This is a genomic window from Spirosoma knui, assembly GCF_054780635.1.
Map to the genome: position 1 here is coordinate 564,804 of NZ_BAAGVY010000002.1, position 16,398 is coordinate 581,201.

16 protein-coding genes are annotated in these 16,398 nt (G+C 50.7%); 6 read left to right on the plus strand and 10 right to left on the minus strand.

The window, feature by feature from the left end; all coding sequences use genetic code 11:
- Positions 1-22: 22 nt before the first annotated feature.
- Entirely contained in the window at positions 23-1,453 is a 1,431-nt protein-coding gene (locus ACYVIY_RS07080; protein ID WP_460975603.1) for a dihydrolipoamide acetyltransferase family protein, read from the minus strand.
- A gap of 90 nt (positions 1,454-1,543) precedes the next feature.
- A complete protein-coding gene (locus ACYVIY_RS07085; RefSeq protein WP_460975604.1) occupies positions 1,544-2,812 on the minus strand; it encodes a competence/damage-inducible protein A in 1,269 nt (422 codons plus the stop codon).
- A 179-nt stretch (positions 2,813-2,991) separates the two neighbouring features.
- Here ACYVIY_RS07085 and ACYVIY_RS07090 point away from each other — a divergent pair, with 179 nt between their 5' ends.
- Positions 2,992-3,747, plus strand: coding sequence for a DUF4197 domain-containing protein (locus tag ACYVIY_RS07090; protein WP_460975605.1), 756 nt, complete (start codon positions 2,992-2,994; stop codon positions 3,745-3,747).
- 77 nt (positions 3,748-3,824) lie between these two features.
- On the opposite strand, the gene ACYVIY_RS07095 is transcribed toward ACYVIY_RS07090, so the two are convergent.
- Positions 3,825-4,226 (minus strand): group III truncated hemoglobin, encoded by a 402-nt coding sequence (locus tag ACYVIY_RS07095; RefSeq protein ID WP_460975606.1) that lies wholly within the window; start codon positions 4,224-4,226, stop codon positions 3,825-3,827.
- Between the two features lie 281 nt (positions 4,227-4,507).
- On the opposite strand from ACYVIY_RS07095, the gene gldC reads away from it, so the two are divergent.
- On the plus strand, positions 4,508-4,858 hold the full coding sequence (gene gldC, locus ACYVIY_RS07100; protein ID WP_460975607.1) for a gliding motility protein GldC: 351 nt from the start codon (positions 4,508-4,510) through the stop codon (positions 4,856-4,858).
- A gap of 47 nt (positions 4,859-4,905) precedes the next feature.
- Entirely contained in the window at positions 4,906-6,051 is a 1,146-nt protein-coding gene (locus tag ACYVIY_RS07105; protein ID WP_460975608.1) for a thioredoxin family protein, read from the plus strand.
- Between the two features lie 97 nt (positions 6,052-6,148).
- On the opposite strand, the gene ACYVIY_RS07110 is transcribed toward ACYVIY_RS07105, so the two are convergent.
- The 5 genes from ACYVIY_RS07110 to ACYVIY_RS07130 form a co-directional block, all read right to left on the minus strand.
- On the minus strand, positions 6,149-6,700 hold the full coding sequence (locus tag ACYVIY_RS07110; protein WP_460975609.1) for a tetratricopeptide repeat protein: 552 nt from the start codon (positions 6,698-6,700) through the stop codon (positions 6,149-6,151).
- Positions 6,701-6,763: 63 nt separating this feature from the next.
- Positions 6,764-7,114 (minus strand): MmcQ/YjbR family DNA-binding protein, encoded by a 351-nt coding sequence (locus ACYVIY_RS07115; RefSeq protein WP_460975610.1) that lies wholly within the window; start codon positions 7,112-7,114, stop codon positions 6,764-6,766.
- Positions 7,115-7,223: 109 nt separating this feature from the next.
- A complete protein-coding gene (locus ACYVIY_RS07120) occupies positions 7,224-7,412 on the minus strand; it encodes a DUF6728 family protein (RefSeq protein ID WP_460975611.1) in 189 nt (62 codons plus the stop codon).
- Positions 7,413-7,493: 81 nt separating this feature from the next.
- A complete protein-coding gene (gene ispG, locus ACYVIY_RS07125) occupies positions 7,494-9,512 on the minus strand; it encodes a (E)-4-hydroxy-3-methylbut-2-enyl-diphosphate synthase (RefSeq protein WP_460975612.1) in 2,019 nt (672 codons plus the stop codon).
- A 97-nt stretch (positions 9,513-9,609) separates the two neighbouring features.
- Positions 9,610-10,551 (minus strand): hypothetical protein, encoded by a 942-nt coding sequence (locus ACYVIY_RS07130; RefSeq protein ID WP_460975613.1) that lies wholly within the window; start codon positions 10,549-10,551, stop codon positions 9,610-9,612.
- Between the two features lie 153 nt (positions 10,552-10,704).
- Here ACYVIY_RS07130 and ACYVIY_RS07135 point away from each other — a divergent pair, with 153 nt between their 5' ends.
- Positions 10,705-11,073 carry a hypothetical protein gene (locus ACYVIY_RS07135; RefSeq protein ID WP_460975614.1) on the plus strand — a complete coding sequence of 123 codons (369 nt, stop codon included), beginning with the start codon at positions 10,705-10,707 and terminating at the stop codon, positions 11,071-11,073.
- 73 nt (positions 11,074-11,146) lie between these two features.
- Here ACYVIY_RS07135 and ACYVIY_RS07140 read toward each other — a convergent pair whose 3' ends face one another.
- Positions 11,147-12,019: a lysophospholipid acyltransferase family protein gene (locus ACYVIY_RS07140; RefSeq protein WP_460975615.1), complete on the minus strand. Its 873-nt coding sequence runs from the start codon at positions 12,017-12,019 to the stop codon at positions 11,147-11,149.
- Between the two features lie 131 nt (positions 12,020-12,150).
- Between ACYVIY_RS07140 and ACYVIY_RS07145 the strand changes: the two genes are divergently transcribed.
- Complete coding sequence (locus ACYVIY_RS07145) at positions 12,151-12,804, plus strand: WbqC family protein (RefSeq protein ID WP_460975616.1); 654 nt, start codon at positions 12,151-12,153, stop codon at positions 12,802-12,804.
- A 61-nt stretch (positions 12,805-12,865) separates the two neighbouring features.
- Complete coding sequence (locus tag ACYVIY_RS07150) at positions 12,866-15,397, plus strand: ATP-dependent Clp protease ATP-binding subunit (protein WP_460975617.1); 2,532 nt, start codon at positions 12,866-12,868, stop codon at positions 15,395-15,397.
- A 141-nt stretch (positions 15,398-15,538) separates the two neighbouring features.
- Here ACYVIY_RS07150 and ACYVIY_RS07155 read toward each other — a convergent pair whose 3' ends face one another.
- Positions 15,539-16,291, minus strand: a complete 753-nt coding sequence (locus tag ACYVIY_RS07155) for a phosphatidylinositol-specific phospholipase C/glycerophosphodiester phosphodiesterase family protein (protein ID WP_460975921.1) — start codon at positions 16,289-16,291, stop codon at positions 15,539-15,541.
- Positions 16,292-16,398 lie beyond the last annotated feature (107 nt).

Sequence of the window (16,398 nt, forward strand, 5' to 3'; positions counted from 1 at the left end):
CAAAAATCAGCTCAATCCCGGTTTAGATTAGGTTTCTGTTTATATCAAATTGCTCCAGGTAATCCGAAACGCGCTTCACAAACTGACCGCCCAGCGAGCCATCAACGACGCGGTGGTCGTAGGAGTGCGACAGGAACATCAGCTGCCGAATGCCAATCAGGTCGCCCTGTGGCGTTTCAATAACCGCTGGTTTTTTCACAATAGCACCAAAGGCCATAATAGCAACCTGGGGTTGAACAATGATCGGCGTACCCATCAAATTGCCAAAGGTGCCAATGTTCGAGATGGTATACGTACCACCGGCCAGATCGTCGGCAGTAAGTTTGTTCTCGCGCGCCCGCTTGGTCAAATCATTCACTTTCTTGGTTAATCCAACAAGGTTATACTGGTCGGCGTTGTGAATAACCGGAACGATCAGGTTGCCATTCGGCAAGGCCACCGCCATACCAATGTTGACTGCTTTTTTCACCAGAATCGCATCGCCCTCAACCGATACGTTGATCATCGGAAAATCCTTGATGGCTTTCACCACCGCTTCCACCAGGAGAGGAGTATACGTCAGATTTTCGCCAGTCTGCTGCTTGAACTGATCTTTCATGCGCGTACGCCACTGCACAATCGGCGTCATGTCGGCTTCGACAAACGAGCTGACGTGTGGCGAAATCTGCTTCGACTCGACCATGCGCTGGGCAATCATCTTGCGCATCCGATCCATTTGAATAATGTCGGACTGGCCGTTCACGGAGCCGTTGGCTTTTGCGTTGGGTACTGCTGCGGCCGGTGTATGGGTAGGTGAACTAGTGGATTCTTCGGGGGAGGCCGGTTGCTGAGCGGGGACTGGTGCAGGTAAATTTCCTTCGGCTCGCTCAAGTACGTACGCTAGTATGTCTTTCTTAGTTACCCGATTGTCGGCACCTGAACCCGGAATTCGATCCAGCTCATCGCGGGTTACGCCTTCTTCTTTCGCGATGTTAAGCACGAGTGGTGAATAGAAGCGCCCAGCAAACGCTGACTCGCTGGCGACTTGTGCAGGGGCTGGACGAGTACTCATGGCCGAGATGCTGGCTTCCAGATCCTGAGCGACCTGTACTTCCTCCGGCTGAGGTTCTGCGGCTTCGGAGGGGACATTGGCTACGTCTCCCACACCAACCGGCGTCTGATCGGCATCTGGGGTCTCGCTGGTTGGCTGGGATGCTTCGTCCCCGGCGGTTACGTCGGTTTCGATACGAGCAATCGGGGCCCCTACGGCCACTACGTCGCCATCGTTCACCAGAATTTCTTTCAAAATCCCATTCTGAGGAGCTGGTACTTCGGTGTCAACTTTATCGGTGGCTACCTCAAGTACCGATTCATCTACTTCAATTCGGTCACCGGGCTGTTTGAGCCACGTAATAACTGTACATTCCATTATACTTTCGCCCATTTTGGGCATTACCATGTCGATGAGGGCCATTTTTTTAAGGAGTTAAAATCGAATTCGGGAGGGAAATGCCCAGTTGTATAAAAACGGTTGGAGTTCTCCTGCCTGTCAATTCGCTTCTGTCTATTGATTGATAAGTTCTTCGCGCAGCAAGTTGAGCAGATACGTTGTGGTAAGCTGGATGTTCTGCTCGCGGTACTGACCGAGTTTAAGTAGCCGCGTAACGGTACGCTGGTCAGTAGTACAGGCAATCCAGATGGTACCTACCGGTTTATCAGGCGTACCGCCATCCGGTCCGGCAATGCCGCTGGTAGCAATCCCGACATCGGTGCCAAGCGCGTTGCGAACGCCTTCTGCCATCTGACGAATCGTTTCTTCGCTGACAGCCCCAAATTGCTCCAACGTCGCTGGCTGAACACCAAGTTGATGGACCTTCACGCTGTTGCTGTAGCTTACAATGCTGCCCCAAAAATAGGCCGACGAGCCCGGAACGCTGGTGATCCGCGAAGCAACGTAGCCCCCCGTGCAGCTTTCTGCGGTGGCTAAAGTTAATTTCCTGGCGGATAAAAGCTGGCCTACAACTGTTTCCAGTTCGTCGTTGTCATACCCAAATACGTGCTGCGAGATGAGAGGCAGGACGCGCTGCACCTGCTCATCCAACTCCCGATCGATCGTTGCCGAATCGTCGCCGGTGGCGGTCAGGCGTAACTTCACGGCCCCAAAGCTAGGTAGATATGCCAGGCGGATGTGATCGGGTAACGCATCCTCCCAGGCTTCGATCCGTTCGGCCAGAAACGACTCGCCAATACCGATGGTACGTATGATTTTGTGTTTGATAACCGGCGTTTCGAAATGGGCCGCGAGCTTTGGCAATACCCGATTGGTCATCAGTTGTTTCATCTCGAACGGCACACCGGGCAGGGAGACGTAAACCCGTCCGCGAGCGTCGCCCTGGTCGTGCTCGAACCACATACCTGGAGCCGTTCCCCAGTCGTTCTGGAGGTAAACGGCGTTGGCTGGTAAATCAGCCTGGCCGCGGTTCAGATCGGTCATTTCGCGGCCCCGTTTGGCAAAGAAACCCGTTACCAAAGCTAGCGCCTGTTCGTTACGCACTAGATCTACGCCAAAATAAGTACACAGCGTTTTCTTGGTAATGTCGTCTTTGGTTGGCCCTAATCCACCGGTTATGATAATGACATCCGCCCGTTGATGGGCTTCACGCAGGACAGCTAAGATTGCGTCGGCCTGATCGCCAACCGACGATTTACGTACTGTACGGATGCCGATGTTGGTTAATTCAGTGCCAATCCACTTGGTGTTGGTATCGGTTATTTGACCGAATAATATTTCGTCGCCGATGGTGATTACTTCGGCCCGGATGGTATTACGCATAAGATTCTTGAATAATGCTAATGGATTGTAAGTGCGTTAGGATATTAATTCTCTGACTGTTAGCGCTTTAGAAAATTATTTTCAACACTCACTTTACATTAGTCATTAGTTATGGTCAAAAGTACAAAAAACGATTTAGTCATTTTGGCCGTTAGCTAGTCATCAACCTGAAAGCAAAAATGAAGAAGAAAGTTTTGACCGCTGCCCTGGTAATCATAACCACTACGTTACAGGCGCAGGATACAACCCGGCAAAAATCGTCGGGGGGCGGATTATTTGGAAAAGTGTTAGACGCCATTACACAACCGTCGGGTGGTTCGGTAGGTGGGCTAAGCGGCAGCGAAATTGCGTCGGGTTTGCGTGAAGCGCTACGGGTCGGTATCAGCAAAGGAGCCGATCAGGCATCGGCCACCGATGGTTTTTTCAAGAACCCGTTGCTGCGGATTGCTTTTCCGCCGGAAGCTCAGAAAGTGGCCGCCCGGCTTCGTCAGATTGGCTTCGGACCACAGGTCGATAAATTCGAGTTATCCTTGAACCGGGCGGCTGAGGATGCGGCAAAAGTCGCTAAGCCGGTATTCATCAAGGCCATTACGTCCATGAGTATTCAGGATGCCGTTGGAATTCTACGTGGGTCAGACGATGCCGCTACGCAATACCTGCGCCGGACCTCAGGCCAGCAATTGGTGACCGAGTTCACGCCGATTATTGACAGTACGTTAAAGAAAAACAACGCTACCCGCTATTACAGCGATTTAGTGAATATATACAACAAAATACCGCTGGTACAGCCGGTCAACTCTAACCTGACCCAGTATGCGACCAACAAAGCAGTAGATGGTCTATTTGTGCTCGTAGCTCAGGAAGAGAAACGCATTCGGGAGAACCCGGCGGCTCGGGTTACGGATCTGCTGAAGCGCGTATTCAGCAAACAGTAACGGCCTGTTTCCCGAAGGTTCACCCGTTCCGGATCGCTGAACCTTCGGGAGATGGAAGTCTTTTAACAGCCGGGCAATTACCCTTCCATGTACGCGTCGTTGTTGATATAGTCTAGCTTGTTGCTCCAGACAAGAGCGATTTGCGTGGCTCGCTGCTTCACCTGTTCGGCCATTTCACCGGTGAAGTTTTCGTTGACCGTTTGGGTAAACAACTCCAGCCAGCGCCGAAAATGGTCAATGGTCAGCGTATATTGCTGATTGACAATCAAATGCGGTCTGAACGGATGTCCGTGGTAGACATTGTTGCCAAAGATCAGGTTTTCCCAGAATGCATACATCTTCGGCAGGTGAGCCGACCAATCCACCTGCGCTACGTCCATAAAAATGGGGCCAATCACCGGGTCAACCTGCACCTTGGCGTAAAAGGAATCTACTAATAGTCGGACGGCTTCCGGCGAATCCAATAATCTCTCAGTCATAGCGTAAATCGCAGTCCGTTACGGTTTGCATACCCGTTTATATACCCCTGCTTTTGTTTGTTAACGCTGCCAATTTATCCTTTCGTTCAACAACTGCGTCGGCTGTTTTGGGATTGGCACGTAACGTGTATAGATGCTGGCAGGACGTACTGACGAATGTACGGCTGCGTAGCCGACTAGAAAATGACTTTGGTCAGCTGGCGCCCTAAAGACGTCGTAAATCAACAGATTTACGGGACGTAACAACCGGCTTTCAGCGTGCGCTACGTATTTTTGTCATTATGAAAAAATCAGACATCCATTTTTCGGTCGAGTTAGACAATCAAAATATTCCGGATAAGATTTATTGGGATGCTACGGACAACCCCAACGAAGGCCTCAGCGATACACGCGCCATCGCCATTGCCTTGTGGGATCATTATCATAACAGTACTCTGAAAATTGATCTCTGGACCAAGGATATGGAAGTGGTGGATATGAAACGCTTCCTGATCGAGATGATGAGTGGCATTGCCGACACAGCTATTAACGCAACTGGCGATAAGAAGATGGCGGCCGATATCGAGAATACGTGCCGGGTCTTGAGTAAGCGTCTGGAAGAAGAGATTAAGGAACAGAAAAAACAACAGTAACAGACGCTGGACAGCGAAGCCTTCGTTAGTTAGCTGATCGATTTGATATGAGAAAAATTATTCTGTTCGTACTGCTGTCCACGGCAGCGTTGGCCCAGAAAGCCGGTATTCAGTTCCGCGAAGGCGCGGTCGAGAAAGTGTTTCAGGAAGCCCGACGGACGGGTAAGCCGGTATTCATCGAAATTTTTTCGCCGACCTGCCACGTTTGCCAGAGCTTTATGCCCACCTTAGCCGATGCGCGGGTTGGCAAGTTTTACAACAGCAAGTTCATCAGCACGAAGCTCGACATTGGGCTGCCATCCACGCGCGCTTTTCTGGATAGCCGACGTTTGTTTGTGCCGTCGCTGCCCTTATTCTTATATTTCGATCCGCAGCAAAACCTGGTGCACTTCGCCATGAGTAATAACTCGACGGATGAGGTGATCCGGCACGGCACCAACGCCTTAAACCCACAAACGCGCAGCCAAACCATGAAATCACGCTATCAGCAGGGCGAGCGGTCGGCCAACTTTCTGATCGACTATGCCATGTACGGGCGTGTTACTAAAGACACCGCTGCGAACATTGCCGCTATGAATGACTACGCGCGTCAGCAGTCGCCCGCTACGTTTGCGAATCAAACGAACTGGTTAGCCTTACAGAAGATCGTTCTGGATTATGAGAACCCCATGTTTCAATACATGCTCAGTCACCTGGATATCTATCGGAAAGCATATGGGGCTCAGCCAAGCCAGCAGGTAGCTGAAAACATCTTGATGTCGTCGCTGTACAGCAGCCGCGGTGCTCAGTATCCTGCGACAAAAATTGTCCAGATTCGTCAAGATTTGACAAAAATCGGAATCGACGCTCGGGTAGCCGCGAACCGCACGTTACTGCCCGAAGTGAATGCCTATTTCCGTGCTCGCCAGACGGCTAAGGCCGTTGAGCGAATGGACAGTCAGGTAAGTTCAAACCAGTTCTCAGTGCCTGAGTATATTTATATCTCGCGGCTCTTCAACCGAAGCAGTCCGGATGCGGTCGATGCGCCAACGGTAGTAAAATGGGTGAACAAAGCGCTCGCGCTGAAACCATCGCCCAAAGAACAGGCTGACTTGTACGCTGAACTGGCTAACGCCTATCGCCGTAGCGGCAAAGCCGATGATGCTCAAAAAGCCGCTCAGAAGTCGAAAGAGCTGGCGCAGGCCGGACGATAAAAGGAGTTATAAAGTTTTATAGGTAAAGGGTTGTAAAGTTGTCTAGTTAACTGGTGATAAACCGACTAGACAACCTTACAACCCTTTACCTATAAAACTACTTTTGATATACGGGGCGGGTGAATGGGGGCTGGCGAAGGAGATGGAACGAGTTTTCATCGCCGAGCGAAACAGCCCTCCGCAGATCACTTTCCGCCTGAGGAAGTTGACGAACCTGAATCCGGGCGAGTGCCCGCCAGCGGTACGCATCGGGCTTCTCATCCCGAAAATGCCAGACAGCCTTATCAAACTCCCGAAAGGCGTTCTGAAACTCGTCAATTCTATAATAAGCAATACCGCGGTCAAGATAACAATCTGCTAACGTATTATCGCGGTTAACGGCCTGGGTTAAGTCGTATAAGGCGGAATAATAGTTCTCCTGAGCGAGCTGGCATTTGCCCCGGTACGCGTAGGCGATTGCGGATTTGGGATATTGTCGAACGGCCTCATCGAAATAACGATGCGCTTCAAAGAAGTTACGTTTCTGCACTAAGTCGATTCCTTTTCGAAACCGATTCCGGTCTTTATCGGCCGGCGTATCATGATCCGTAACAAAATAACGAATGGTCAGATAAAGTACGAAAAGCAGACCCAACAGCGCAACTTCCATAACCCAGTCTGGTTTTACACCCTGCGAAATTACAATTTTTAAGGCTTTTTTGGTAAACGATGCTTAAATAAGTTGAGCCCGAACAGCCTTGGGTAGCCCGTTTCTGACCAGTTCGTAAGAGTGATCAATCCAGGCCTGCATATCGCTTTGTCGAACGCTTCCATCCAGCGTTATTGTGTTCCAGTGCGTTTTGTTCATGTGAAATCCAGGTGTAACAGCCGCGTGTTCCTCGCGGAGCTGCGTAGCCCGTTCAGGATCGCATTTCAGATTCATGGTTGTGGGGCGGCTCTCGGTATCCAGCAAGGCGAAGATCTTCCCACCCACTTTAAAGACTAGTGTCGATTCGTCAAACGGAAACGATTCGGTTACACCGGGCTTCGTCAAGCAATAGTCACGCAGGGTTTCTGGATTCATGCTGCTTTATTCTTGTCATTCAATTGTCATTGGGCATTCAGTTGTTACTTATTGTAGACTAACGAAGAATGACAACTGAATGCCCAATGACTACTAATGACTAGTGTACCTACCGCGTGCAGGCTCGAAAAATCATGACACATACGCAGAACAAAAACATGACAATCGAAATCCGGTTGATGCCGTGCATCATGCGCAGGTTCACGCTTGTCGGATGATTTGGGTCAGGCTTGCGGAATACCCGGAGGAAATACGCAAAAACAGGCCCTATTTTAAGATAATCTAAGATGCGGTTCATAGATAGTTCGGACAGGAGTCATAGAATGCGAGTGGTACTGGTCCTGTCCTGATTAGCTAACAAAATTTAGGCGCTGTTCAATCAAAATGTTTCAACTTTTTCGGGCTCAATCCACCGATTATCTTCCCGAATCAGTTCAATCAGTTCATCGACGGCCCGACCGGCCGGAACCGATTTCTTGATGACCTGCTGGCCCCGATATAGCGCAATCTTATCACGTCCGATACCAACGTATCCGTAATCGGCATCCGCCATCTCGCCGGGACCGTTTACAATACAGCCCATAATGCCAATCTTAACCCCTTTCAGGTGATCAGTCCGCTGGCGGATCATGGCCGTCGTTTCCTGTAAGTCAAACAGGGTTCGGCCGCAGGATGGGCACGAGATGTACTCCGTTTTGGTAATGCGGGTGCGGGCGGCCTGCAAGATGCCGAAGGCCAAACCGTTGAGCCGTTTTAAACTGACTGTTTCACCAAATACCGAGAGCATCACGCCATCGCCTAATCCATCAATCAGCAGGCCTCCCAGGTCCGTAGCAGCATACAGTGGCTCGTCTTCTTCGGGCACTTCTGGATAGCCACGCTGAATGACAACCGGCGCGGTAACGCCCTGATTGATCAATTCTACAAACAGCCGACGTAGTTCGGGCATAGCGTGGGCGTTGGTCGTGCCAACGAGCAGCACCACCGTTCGGTCGATACGTAGTAACGCGATCAACTCACCTGATAACTCACTCAGCGATAGCCGTACGAAATTCAGCCGGGCGTGCAGTTGAACCGACTGCGAACGGGCCGAGGTAAATTCATCGGCTGTCAGCAGCGGGAATGCGTTTGTCTGATCAGCAACAGTTTGCCAGGCTGCGTAGTCCAGGATTTCTTTCAGGCCATTGGGCAGCATAAACTGCGCCGGGTGCTGACCGGTATAGATATAGTCCGCACCCAGATCATTCATCCGCCACTTATCAGGAACGGGCAGGTAGAAATGGCCGATCGGCTGCAAAATGTCGTGTTCAATGACGCGTAGCTTACTGTAGTCAGCAATAACGCGTGGTACGTTCTGGGCACCAAAATTGGCTACCTCGTGCGTTTGTCGACGCGTGTACTGAAACGGATCAATCGGGTAAGTCGTTACGACGGGAATGGGATGGCTTTCGGTCGCCCGATTGGTATAGCGATCGATCAGCGCCTTGGCTACAGGGGCTTCCCGTTCAGGCTCTTCGGTCAACGAAACGCGTACCGTATCGCCAATGCCATCTTCGAGTAACGTACCAATACCCAGCGCTGATTTAATCCGGCCATCTTCGGCTTCACCGGCTTCGGTAACGCCCAGGTGTAACGGATAAGGTTTGAGCCCTTCTTCACCGAGTCGCTGAACCAGCAGCCGGTACGCCTGCACCATCACCTGCGGGTTGCTGGATTTCATCGACAGCACAATGTTGTAGTATTTTTCGTCTTCGCAGATTCGCAGGAATTCCAGGGCCGACTCCACCATGCCGACGGGCGTATCGCCATACCGACTCAGAATCCGGTCTGACAGAGAGCCGTGGTTGGTGCCGATGCGCATGGCCGTACCGTATTCTTTGCAGATACGTACCAGGGGCAAAAACTTGTCTCGAATCCGTTCGAGTTCGGCGGCATAGGCCGTGTCCGAATAGTCGATGAACTCAAAGCGTTTGCGGTCGGCGTAGTTGCCGGGGTTGATGCGAACCTTCTCTACGATTCGAGCCGCCAGCTCAGCTGCATTAGGCGTAAAGTGAATATCCGCAACCAGTGGAGTTGTATAGCCCCGCACCCGCAGTTCCTTGCGAATGTTTTCGAGGTTCTGGGCTTCCTTTACACTCGGAGCCGTTATCCGTACGTATTCACAACCGGCTTCGATCATCCGGATGGTCTGTTCAACGGAACCGGCCGTATCCATCGTATCGACGGTTGTCATCGATTGAACGCGAATTGGGTAATCGGACCCCATCGGTACGTCGCCGATCGTTACCGGGATGGTTTTCCTACGAACGTACTGCGTTAGGGAGGGCGTGTAGAGAACAGGTGGTTCCGACGTATTAGTCACCGCCGAGATAGAAGGAGTAAGCAACGAATCAAACATACAAATGTCGGCAGAGCCGTTTGGTACGGACGGTTGTCATAAGCAAAGGTACGGAAAAACCGCTTCTTCTATTGACTGTCCGTGTGATTGAAAAACGTTAGGGTTGAACGAAATGTTCGCCTGTTGCGGCCGGGTTATGTCGATCGCGTATTCGTTTATTGACTAACTCAATAGTACGTAGCTGAACCCGACCGACGTGTAAGCGGATGCCGTACGTAAACGTTACTGCTGCCAGCGATCCCCAGAACAAAGGCGTATTGAGCGTTGCCGAATTGCCATTCGTGCGCCGGATGCCATATACCAGCAAAGACGACGTTAGATAGCTGGCACCGAAGCTTCCGATAAGGCCCGCAATCGAACTCACCCGTCGAACGTACTGAAAACCATCTTTAACATCATTGTCATGCAGTCGATCGGCCAGTTGCGTCAGTTGCCAGGCTGGATACACCCGGATTCTCCGATAAATATAGCGATTACTGAGGCCATGTCGCGAGATGGCTACTGTATCGGCCAGCGATAGCACAGGCGCTTCGTTCGGCGCGGAAAAGTAGGGCGCATAGAACGTAGTGCTGGCCTGACTCCGCAGAAACGTATTGTGCGTAGCTACGGCCCGTTGATAGTGTCTTCTCATCTGACCGTTTGGAATAAAGCCTGCATAAAAGAATCCAAGGCCAGACAATAGTAACATGCCGCTTCGTTCGAGAGGGTAACGCGGAGTGAGAAAGCCAGCCGCCGTCATTGACGCCCCGGCCGTGTGAAGCCCGATTTTTAGCCCGTTCGCCAGCCGCCCGCGCCGGACAAATTTTTGCACCGTCGGGTCGGGGGTGAGACGTAACAAGGGCACTAATTGAGCGTCGGAAAGATGGTTGGCGTAATGAAAGCTATACTCGTGTGACGTAGAGAGAAAGTATCGCCGGGCGGTCAGGTGAATGGTATCGGCCAGGGTTAAGGAGTTATTCCGAGCAGACAGGTCGGCTTGAGCGCGCGCATCCGGTGAACTCAGTACAATAAATAGGAACATGGCCCAGGAACGCTTCATCTGTAGTCTGCTGGCTAATGGAGAGACGCGTGATGAAGGGAAGATACGCAAAAACAATAGGTTTTAAAATCGGTTGTTGTCTCTAAATTAGTTACTGGATTTATCCAGCCCTATTAGGGAACAACCTGTCATTTACACAAACGAATGAACGTTATGAAAACCAAAATAGTCACTGCCTTCGCTTTTGCTCTGCTATTCAGTGCAGGAGCTTACGCTCAGGATACTACGTCGGCCATGACCAAGAAGGAAATACGTCGTCTGGAACGCGCCGAACGTAAAGCAAAGGTAAAGTCCGATTTGAAAAATGCCGGTCAGCACGTTGGTGACGCAGCCAGTGAGCTTGGCCAGGGAGCCAAAGAAAACGCTAAAGAAGCAGGACAGGCCATCAGCACGGGCGCTAAGAAAGCGGGTGCCGCCATTGACCGGGGAGTGGATAAAGCAGGTAATGCCATTCAGAGTGAAGCCGACCACATAAAGGCTAGGCGTGATTCGATTCGGGCGGCTAAACGGGATACCTTATAGTGCCCTGCATGGATTTGACAGAAGCCTCAGAAACCCAATAGAACTAAAAAAGGACGCTCTTGGGCGTCCTTTTTTAGTTAAGTTTTGTCTCAATCTTCGGGTATTTTCCCCGCCAGTGCTTCCAGCGTTTGTGCGACCAGAGCCAGTCGGAAGGGCGCTTACGAATCGTTTCTTCCAACAAATCGCGATAGCGCTCCAGAATGTATCCCGGAGGAGAGTCGGCGTAAGGCGGCTTCCCGATGGGCGTAAAGGTAACTACGTATCGGCCACGACTTATCCTGGCTAATTCCGTATAAAAAACTGCCAGTTTACGGCTACGGGCCAGTCGCTCAGAGCCGGGATAGAAAGGCGTGTCCTGGTGAAGAAAGTCGATCCAGTACGCCTGTTCCGGTACGTCCGGAACCTGGTCGGCAACGAGCGCGATAATCCGGGGACTGTTTTTCTGGGCGGCCATCCGGCGCGGCAAGGTCTGCATGGGTACGGGAACAGCCCCGAAGCTGGAACGTACTGACCGCATCAACTTCTCGAAAAATGGACTGTTTAGCGGCTTATAGATACTGTCGGTGGGCATACCGTGCAAAACCGACGCTGACGGTATCCACTCCCAGTTGCTGGAGTGCGAGGCCATTCCAATCACCGCCCGGCCCGCGTCCAGTTCGGCTTTTACGAGCTCAGCATTTATAAACTGAACACGTTCCCGAAGTTCCTGGGGCGATAACGTAGGCATCTTTATCGTTTCCACCAGCAGATCTGTCAGATTGCGGTAGAAGCCTTTGGCAATCTGATTGATCTCTGAAGCTGACTTCTCCGGGAAGGAGCGTGTCAAGTTGCCAAACACGACGGTACGTCGGTAGCGGATGAGGTAAAACAACAAAAAGTACAAGAAGTCGGCAACCCCATATAATATAGGGAGAGGCAGACGCGACAACAAACGAAAAAAAATCATTCAATAACAAACAGATACCGTTGTAGTAAAACCGTGATTTTGCTGCAGCGATACCTAATAATTAAAAATATGAAAAATCAGTTGGTGGTATTGATTTTTTGCTTTACTTGTGAACGGATACGATTAGATTATTGGAAAAGTACCAAGTAACGCCTTCGTCAACAGAACTGCTCATTGAACTCCATTATTTGCCTTGTCTGGATTACGTGTCAGGGTTAATCCAGTTCGAGCGGGTACAGATCGAGGCTCATGAGCATTACCAGAAGCAAAGTTACAGAAATCGCTGCTACGTACTGACGGCAAATAAAGTTGATGTGCTGACGGTACCGGTGCAGCAGGGAACACGGCACCAGTTTATCCGTGATCTTCGGGTTGACAACGATCAACGCTGGCAGCTGCACCACTGGCGGTGTTTGCAGGCAGCTTACGGAAAAGCTCCTTTTTTTGAATACTACGCCCCTGAGGTTGAGCCGGTATATCATAAAAACTGGACTTTTTTATTTGATTTGAACCTGGAATTGCTGACAATTTGTCTGAGATTGATTCAGGGTAAGTGCCAGATAAACCTGACAGATTGCTATACTAAAGATCCTACGACCGGTCTATTTGACGCCAGGTCGAAGGTAATTCCGCAAAACAGGGCGGAATCGCAGGTATTCCATCAGCCTGTGCCTTATGCACAGAACTTTGGCCCTGATTTTGTAACAAATTTGAGTATTATAGACCTGATGTTCTGCCAGGGACCGGCCGCTTCGGACGTGTTAAAGGCCGGTCTTCAGAAGTGAACAAATCCCTAAAACTCTTCGTTAAGCCAGTATTACGCTTACCTAAGGAGACCCAAAGCGAATGGAAGCAAAATTCTCAAACCGCGTTAAGGAAGTGATCTCGCTAAGCCGGGAAGAAGCCTTACGCTTAGGCCACGACTACATCGGCACCGAACACCTGCTGCTGGGTATGATACGTGAGGGTGAGGGTGTGGCTGTCGGGCTGCTGAAAAAACTCGGCATCTCGCTCGACGAACTCCGGGTCACCATTGAGCAGGCAACGAAAGGAACCGCTACCAACAATGTGAAAAACCTGGCGAACATTCCGCTGACCCGTCAGTCGGAGAAAACGCTCAAAATCACGTATTTGGAGGCTAAGATTTTCAAGAGCCCTCTCATTGGCACCGAGCACCTTCTGCTGTCGATTCTGCGCGATGAAGACAATGTCGCCACGCAGATTCTGAACAAGTTCAACGTTAATTACGAAGTCATTAAGGAGATGCTGGAATATCAATCTTCGGGAAGCCGTCCGGTGATGGGCCCCGAAACCGACGATGACGACAACGACCGGGGTATGTTTGGCGGTAGCGGTAGCTCTGGCTCGGGTAAAGACCCGAAAGGCTCCGAAAAATCGCGGACCCCTGTGTTAGACAATTTCGGCCGTGACCTCACAAAGCTGGCTGAAGTTGGCAAACTCGACCCAATCGTTGGTCGCGAAAAAGAAATTGAACGCGTTGCTCAGATCCTGAGCCGCCGGAAGAAAAATAACCCGATTCTGATTGGTGAGCCTGGTGTTGGTAAAACCGCCATCGCCGAAGGTCTTGCCCTGCGTATTGTGCAGAAGAAAGTATCGCGGGTATTGTTCGGCAAGCGCGTAGTTACTCTTGACCTTGCATCGCTTGTTGCTGGCACGAAGTATCGTGGTCAGTTTGAAGAGCGGATGAAGGCCGTTATGAATGAACTGGAGAAATCTCCTGAAGTAATCTTGTTCATTGACGAGTTGCATACTATTGTAGGTGCAGGTGGCGCTTCTGGCTCACTTGATGCCTCGAACATGTTCAAACCAGCGCTTGCTCGGGGCGACATTCAATGCATTGGTGCAACGACTTTAGATGAGTACCGTCAGTACATCGAGAAAGATGGCGCGTTGGCGCGTCGTTTCCAGATGGTGATGGTCGATGCTACGTCGATTGACGAAACCATTGAAATCCTGAACAACATCAAGGATAAGTACGAAGATCACCACCACGTCAACTACACGCCGGAAGCGATCGAAGCCGCCGTTAAGTTGTCGGAGCGGTACATCTCGGACCGGTTCTTACCCGATAAAGCGATTGACGTTCTGGACGAAGTGGGTGCTCGGGTACACATCTCGAACATTACGGTTCCTGAAGATATTCTCAAGCTCGAAGAGCAAATCGAGAACATTAAGAAGGAAAAGAACCAGGTTGTCAAGAGCCAAAAGTACGAAGAGGCTGCTCAGCTTCGCGATAAAGAGAAGCGCCTGATCGACCAGCTTGATCGTGCGAAACAGGCTTGGGAAGAAGATACCAAGAAGCGTCGGTATACGGTTAACGAAGAAAGCGTGGCCGAGGTTGTAGCGATGATGACGGGTATCCCGGTTACCAGTGTATCGAACGACGAAGGCAAGAAGCTCGTGAACATGGGCGAGGAACTGAAAGGCAGGGTTATCGGTCAGGACGCTGCGATTGAGAAGCTTGTGAAAGCGATTCAGCGCACACGGGTTGGTCTGAAAGATCCGAAGAAGCCGATCGGTTCGTTTATCTTCCTTGGTCCAACAGGTGTTGGTAAAACAGAGCTGGCTAAGGTATTGGCTACCTATCTTTTCGATAAAGACGATGCTCTTGTACGGATCGACATGTCGGAGTACATGGAGAAGTTCAGCGTCAGCCGTCTGGTTGGTGCCCCTCCGGGCTACGTCGGTTATGAAGAAGGCGGTCAACTGACCGAGAAGATTCGTCGGAAACCTTATTCTGTCGTCTTGCTTGACGAGATTGAGAAAGCACACCCTGATGTGTTTAACATCCTGCTGCAAGTGCTCGACGATGGTATCCTGACCGATGGTCTGGGACGCCGGGTAGACTTCCGCAACACGATCATCATCATGACCTCGAACATTGGGGTACGTGACCTGAAAGACTTTGGTGCCGGTATCGGCTTTGCTACCAAGCGGTCGGCCGAAAGCCAGGACGAATTGATGAAGAGCACGATTCAAAGTGCCCTTCGCAAAGCGTTCTCTCCAGAGTTCCTCAACCGTCTCGATGATGTGATTGTGTTCAACTCGCTGCTACGTGAGGATATTCACAAGATCATTGACTTGATGCTGGGCAAACTACTTGGCCGCGTAACCAGCCTTGGTTACAAAGTCGAGCTGACTGATACGGCTAAGGACTTCCTAGCTGAAAAAGGATACGACCAGCAGTACGGTGCTCGTCCATTGAGCCGGGCCATCCAGCGTTACCTAGAAGATCCCGTTGCTGAGGAGATTCTGAAAGGTGAATTGAAGGATGGTGACGTGATTCAGGCCGACTACAGCGGTGAAGGCGAAACGCTCACCATCACGGTTAAAAAACCGGAAGCAGTGGTCGAATAACGTAATAGAGTATAAAAACAAGAAAGGCCGGGCAGTGATGTCCGGCCTTTCTTGTTTTGTAGTAACCAGCGTTTTACGCTTACCGACTGATAATCTGCAACACGTAATAAAACAGCTAACAACTAGTTAAGGGGCTTTGGACTAGCGCATGGCCTGAACGTATTCAGCAACTTTGTCAGTGTTAATAACATCTACGCCGAGCTTTTTCAGTTGTTTCCAGGCATTAGGCGTATCTGGAATGGCCCAGAACCGAATCGGTTTATTGTCACTGTGCGCGCGTTTGATGACCCGCTTGAGCTTCTCGCGATCTATGTCTGAAAGCTCGCCGTTACCATCCCACCTGGAATAAGACCGGAAATTGTCGCTGATCAGCGCTACGCGCTCAAGCGTTTCTTTATCGTAGACTTCGCTGGGGCGACCGTCGAATTGCAAAAGTATCGGGTAATCGAGGTATGTATCAATCTTGGGGCGATTTCCGCTAATAATCACCTGCACGGCTTTGGGGTTGGCTGAGCGGTTGAAGCACGTAAGGTTTTGCTGGAGGAGCGTAATCAGTTTTGGGAGCACATCGGCTGGACTATCTTTTACGTCAATGACCAGGTTGAATGTATAATCCCGATCAGCGCTAACCTTATCCTTGTGGTGGGCAAACAGTTTAGCAATCGGTTTTAAGTAAAGTGAATCCAGAGTTGGCGCATTCGCCTGGGGCTTGTCGTGGGATACCACCAGTTTACCATCTTGTAACCAGACATCAGCTTCGATGAAATCTGCGCGTTGTTGATAAGCTCCAACAAACGGCTGGGCCTGGCTATAATCGTTGTGGGAGTGCACCTTCTGGGCTGACGCAAAAGAAGCGGTCAGCAAGTAACTGAAGAAGAGAACGTAGCGCATCATCATACAAATAGCGAAAAGGTGGTGGGCTGAGTGCGCAGAAAGTTAAGCAACAGTCTTGGATTATAGCATGATTAAACCAGAAGACAGGAAAGAAATTTTAGGACGTA

Coding starts and splice junctions, on each gene's coding strand:
- ACYVIY_RS07080 (WP_460975603.1), bottom strand. CDS start 1,453: ATGGCCCTCATCGACATGGTAATGCCCAAAATGGGCGAAAGTATAATG.
- ACYVIY_RS07085 (WP_460975604.1), bottom strand. CDS start 2,812: ATGCGTAATACCATCCGGGCCGAAGTAATCACCATCGGCGACGAAATA.
- ACYVIY_RS07090 (WP_460975605.1), top strand. CDS start 2,992: ATGAAGAAGAAAGTTTTGACCGCTGCCCTGGTAATCATAACCACTACG.
- ACYVIY_RS07095 (WP_460975606.1), bottom strand. CDS start 4,226: ATGACTGAGAGATTATTGGATTCGCCGGAAGCCGTCCGACTATTAGTA.
- gldC (WP_460975607.1), top strand. CDS start 4,508: ATGAAAAAATCAGACATCCATTTTTCGGTCGAGTTAGACAATCAAAAT.
- ACYVIY_RS07105 (WP_460975608.1), top strand. CDS start 4,906: ATGAGAAAAATTATTCTGTTCGTACTGCTGTCCACGGCAGCGTTGGCC.
- ACYVIY_RS07110 (WP_460975609.1), bottom strand. CDS start 6,700: ATGGAAGTTGCGCTGTTGGGTCTGCTTTTCGTACTTTATCTGACCATT.
- ACYVIY_RS07115 (WP_460975610.1), bottom strand. CDS start 7,114: ATGAATCCAGAAACCCTGCGTGACTATTGCTTGACGAAGCCCGGTGTA.
- ACYVIY_RS07120 (WP_460975611.1), bottom strand. CDS start 7,412: ATGAACCGCATCTTAGATTATCTTAAAATAGGGCCTGTTTTTGCGTAT.
- ispG (WP_460975612.1), bottom strand. CDS start 9,512: ATGTTTGATTCGTTGCTTACTCCTTCTATCTCGGCGGTGACTAATACG.
- ACYVIY_RS07130 (WP_460975613.1), bottom strand. CDS start 10,551: ATGAAGCGTTCCTGGGCCATGTTCCTATTTATTGTACTGAGTTCACCG.
- ACYVIY_RS07135 (WP_460975614.1), top strand. CDS start 10,705: ATGAAAACCAAAATAGTCACTGCCTTCGCTTTTGCTCTGCTATTCAGT.
- ACYVIY_RS07140 (WP_460975615.1), bottom strand. CDS start 12,019: ATGATTTTTTTTCGTTTGTTGTCGCGTCTGCCTCTCCCTATATTATAT.
- ACYVIY_RS07150 (WP_460975617.1), top strand. CDS start 12,866: ATGGAAGCAAAATTCTCAAACCGCGTTAAGGAAGTGATCTCGCTAAGC.
- ACYVIY_RS07155 (WP_460975921.1), bottom strand. CDS start 16,291: ATGATGCGCTACGTTCTCTTCTTCAGTTACTTGCTGACCGCTTCTTTT.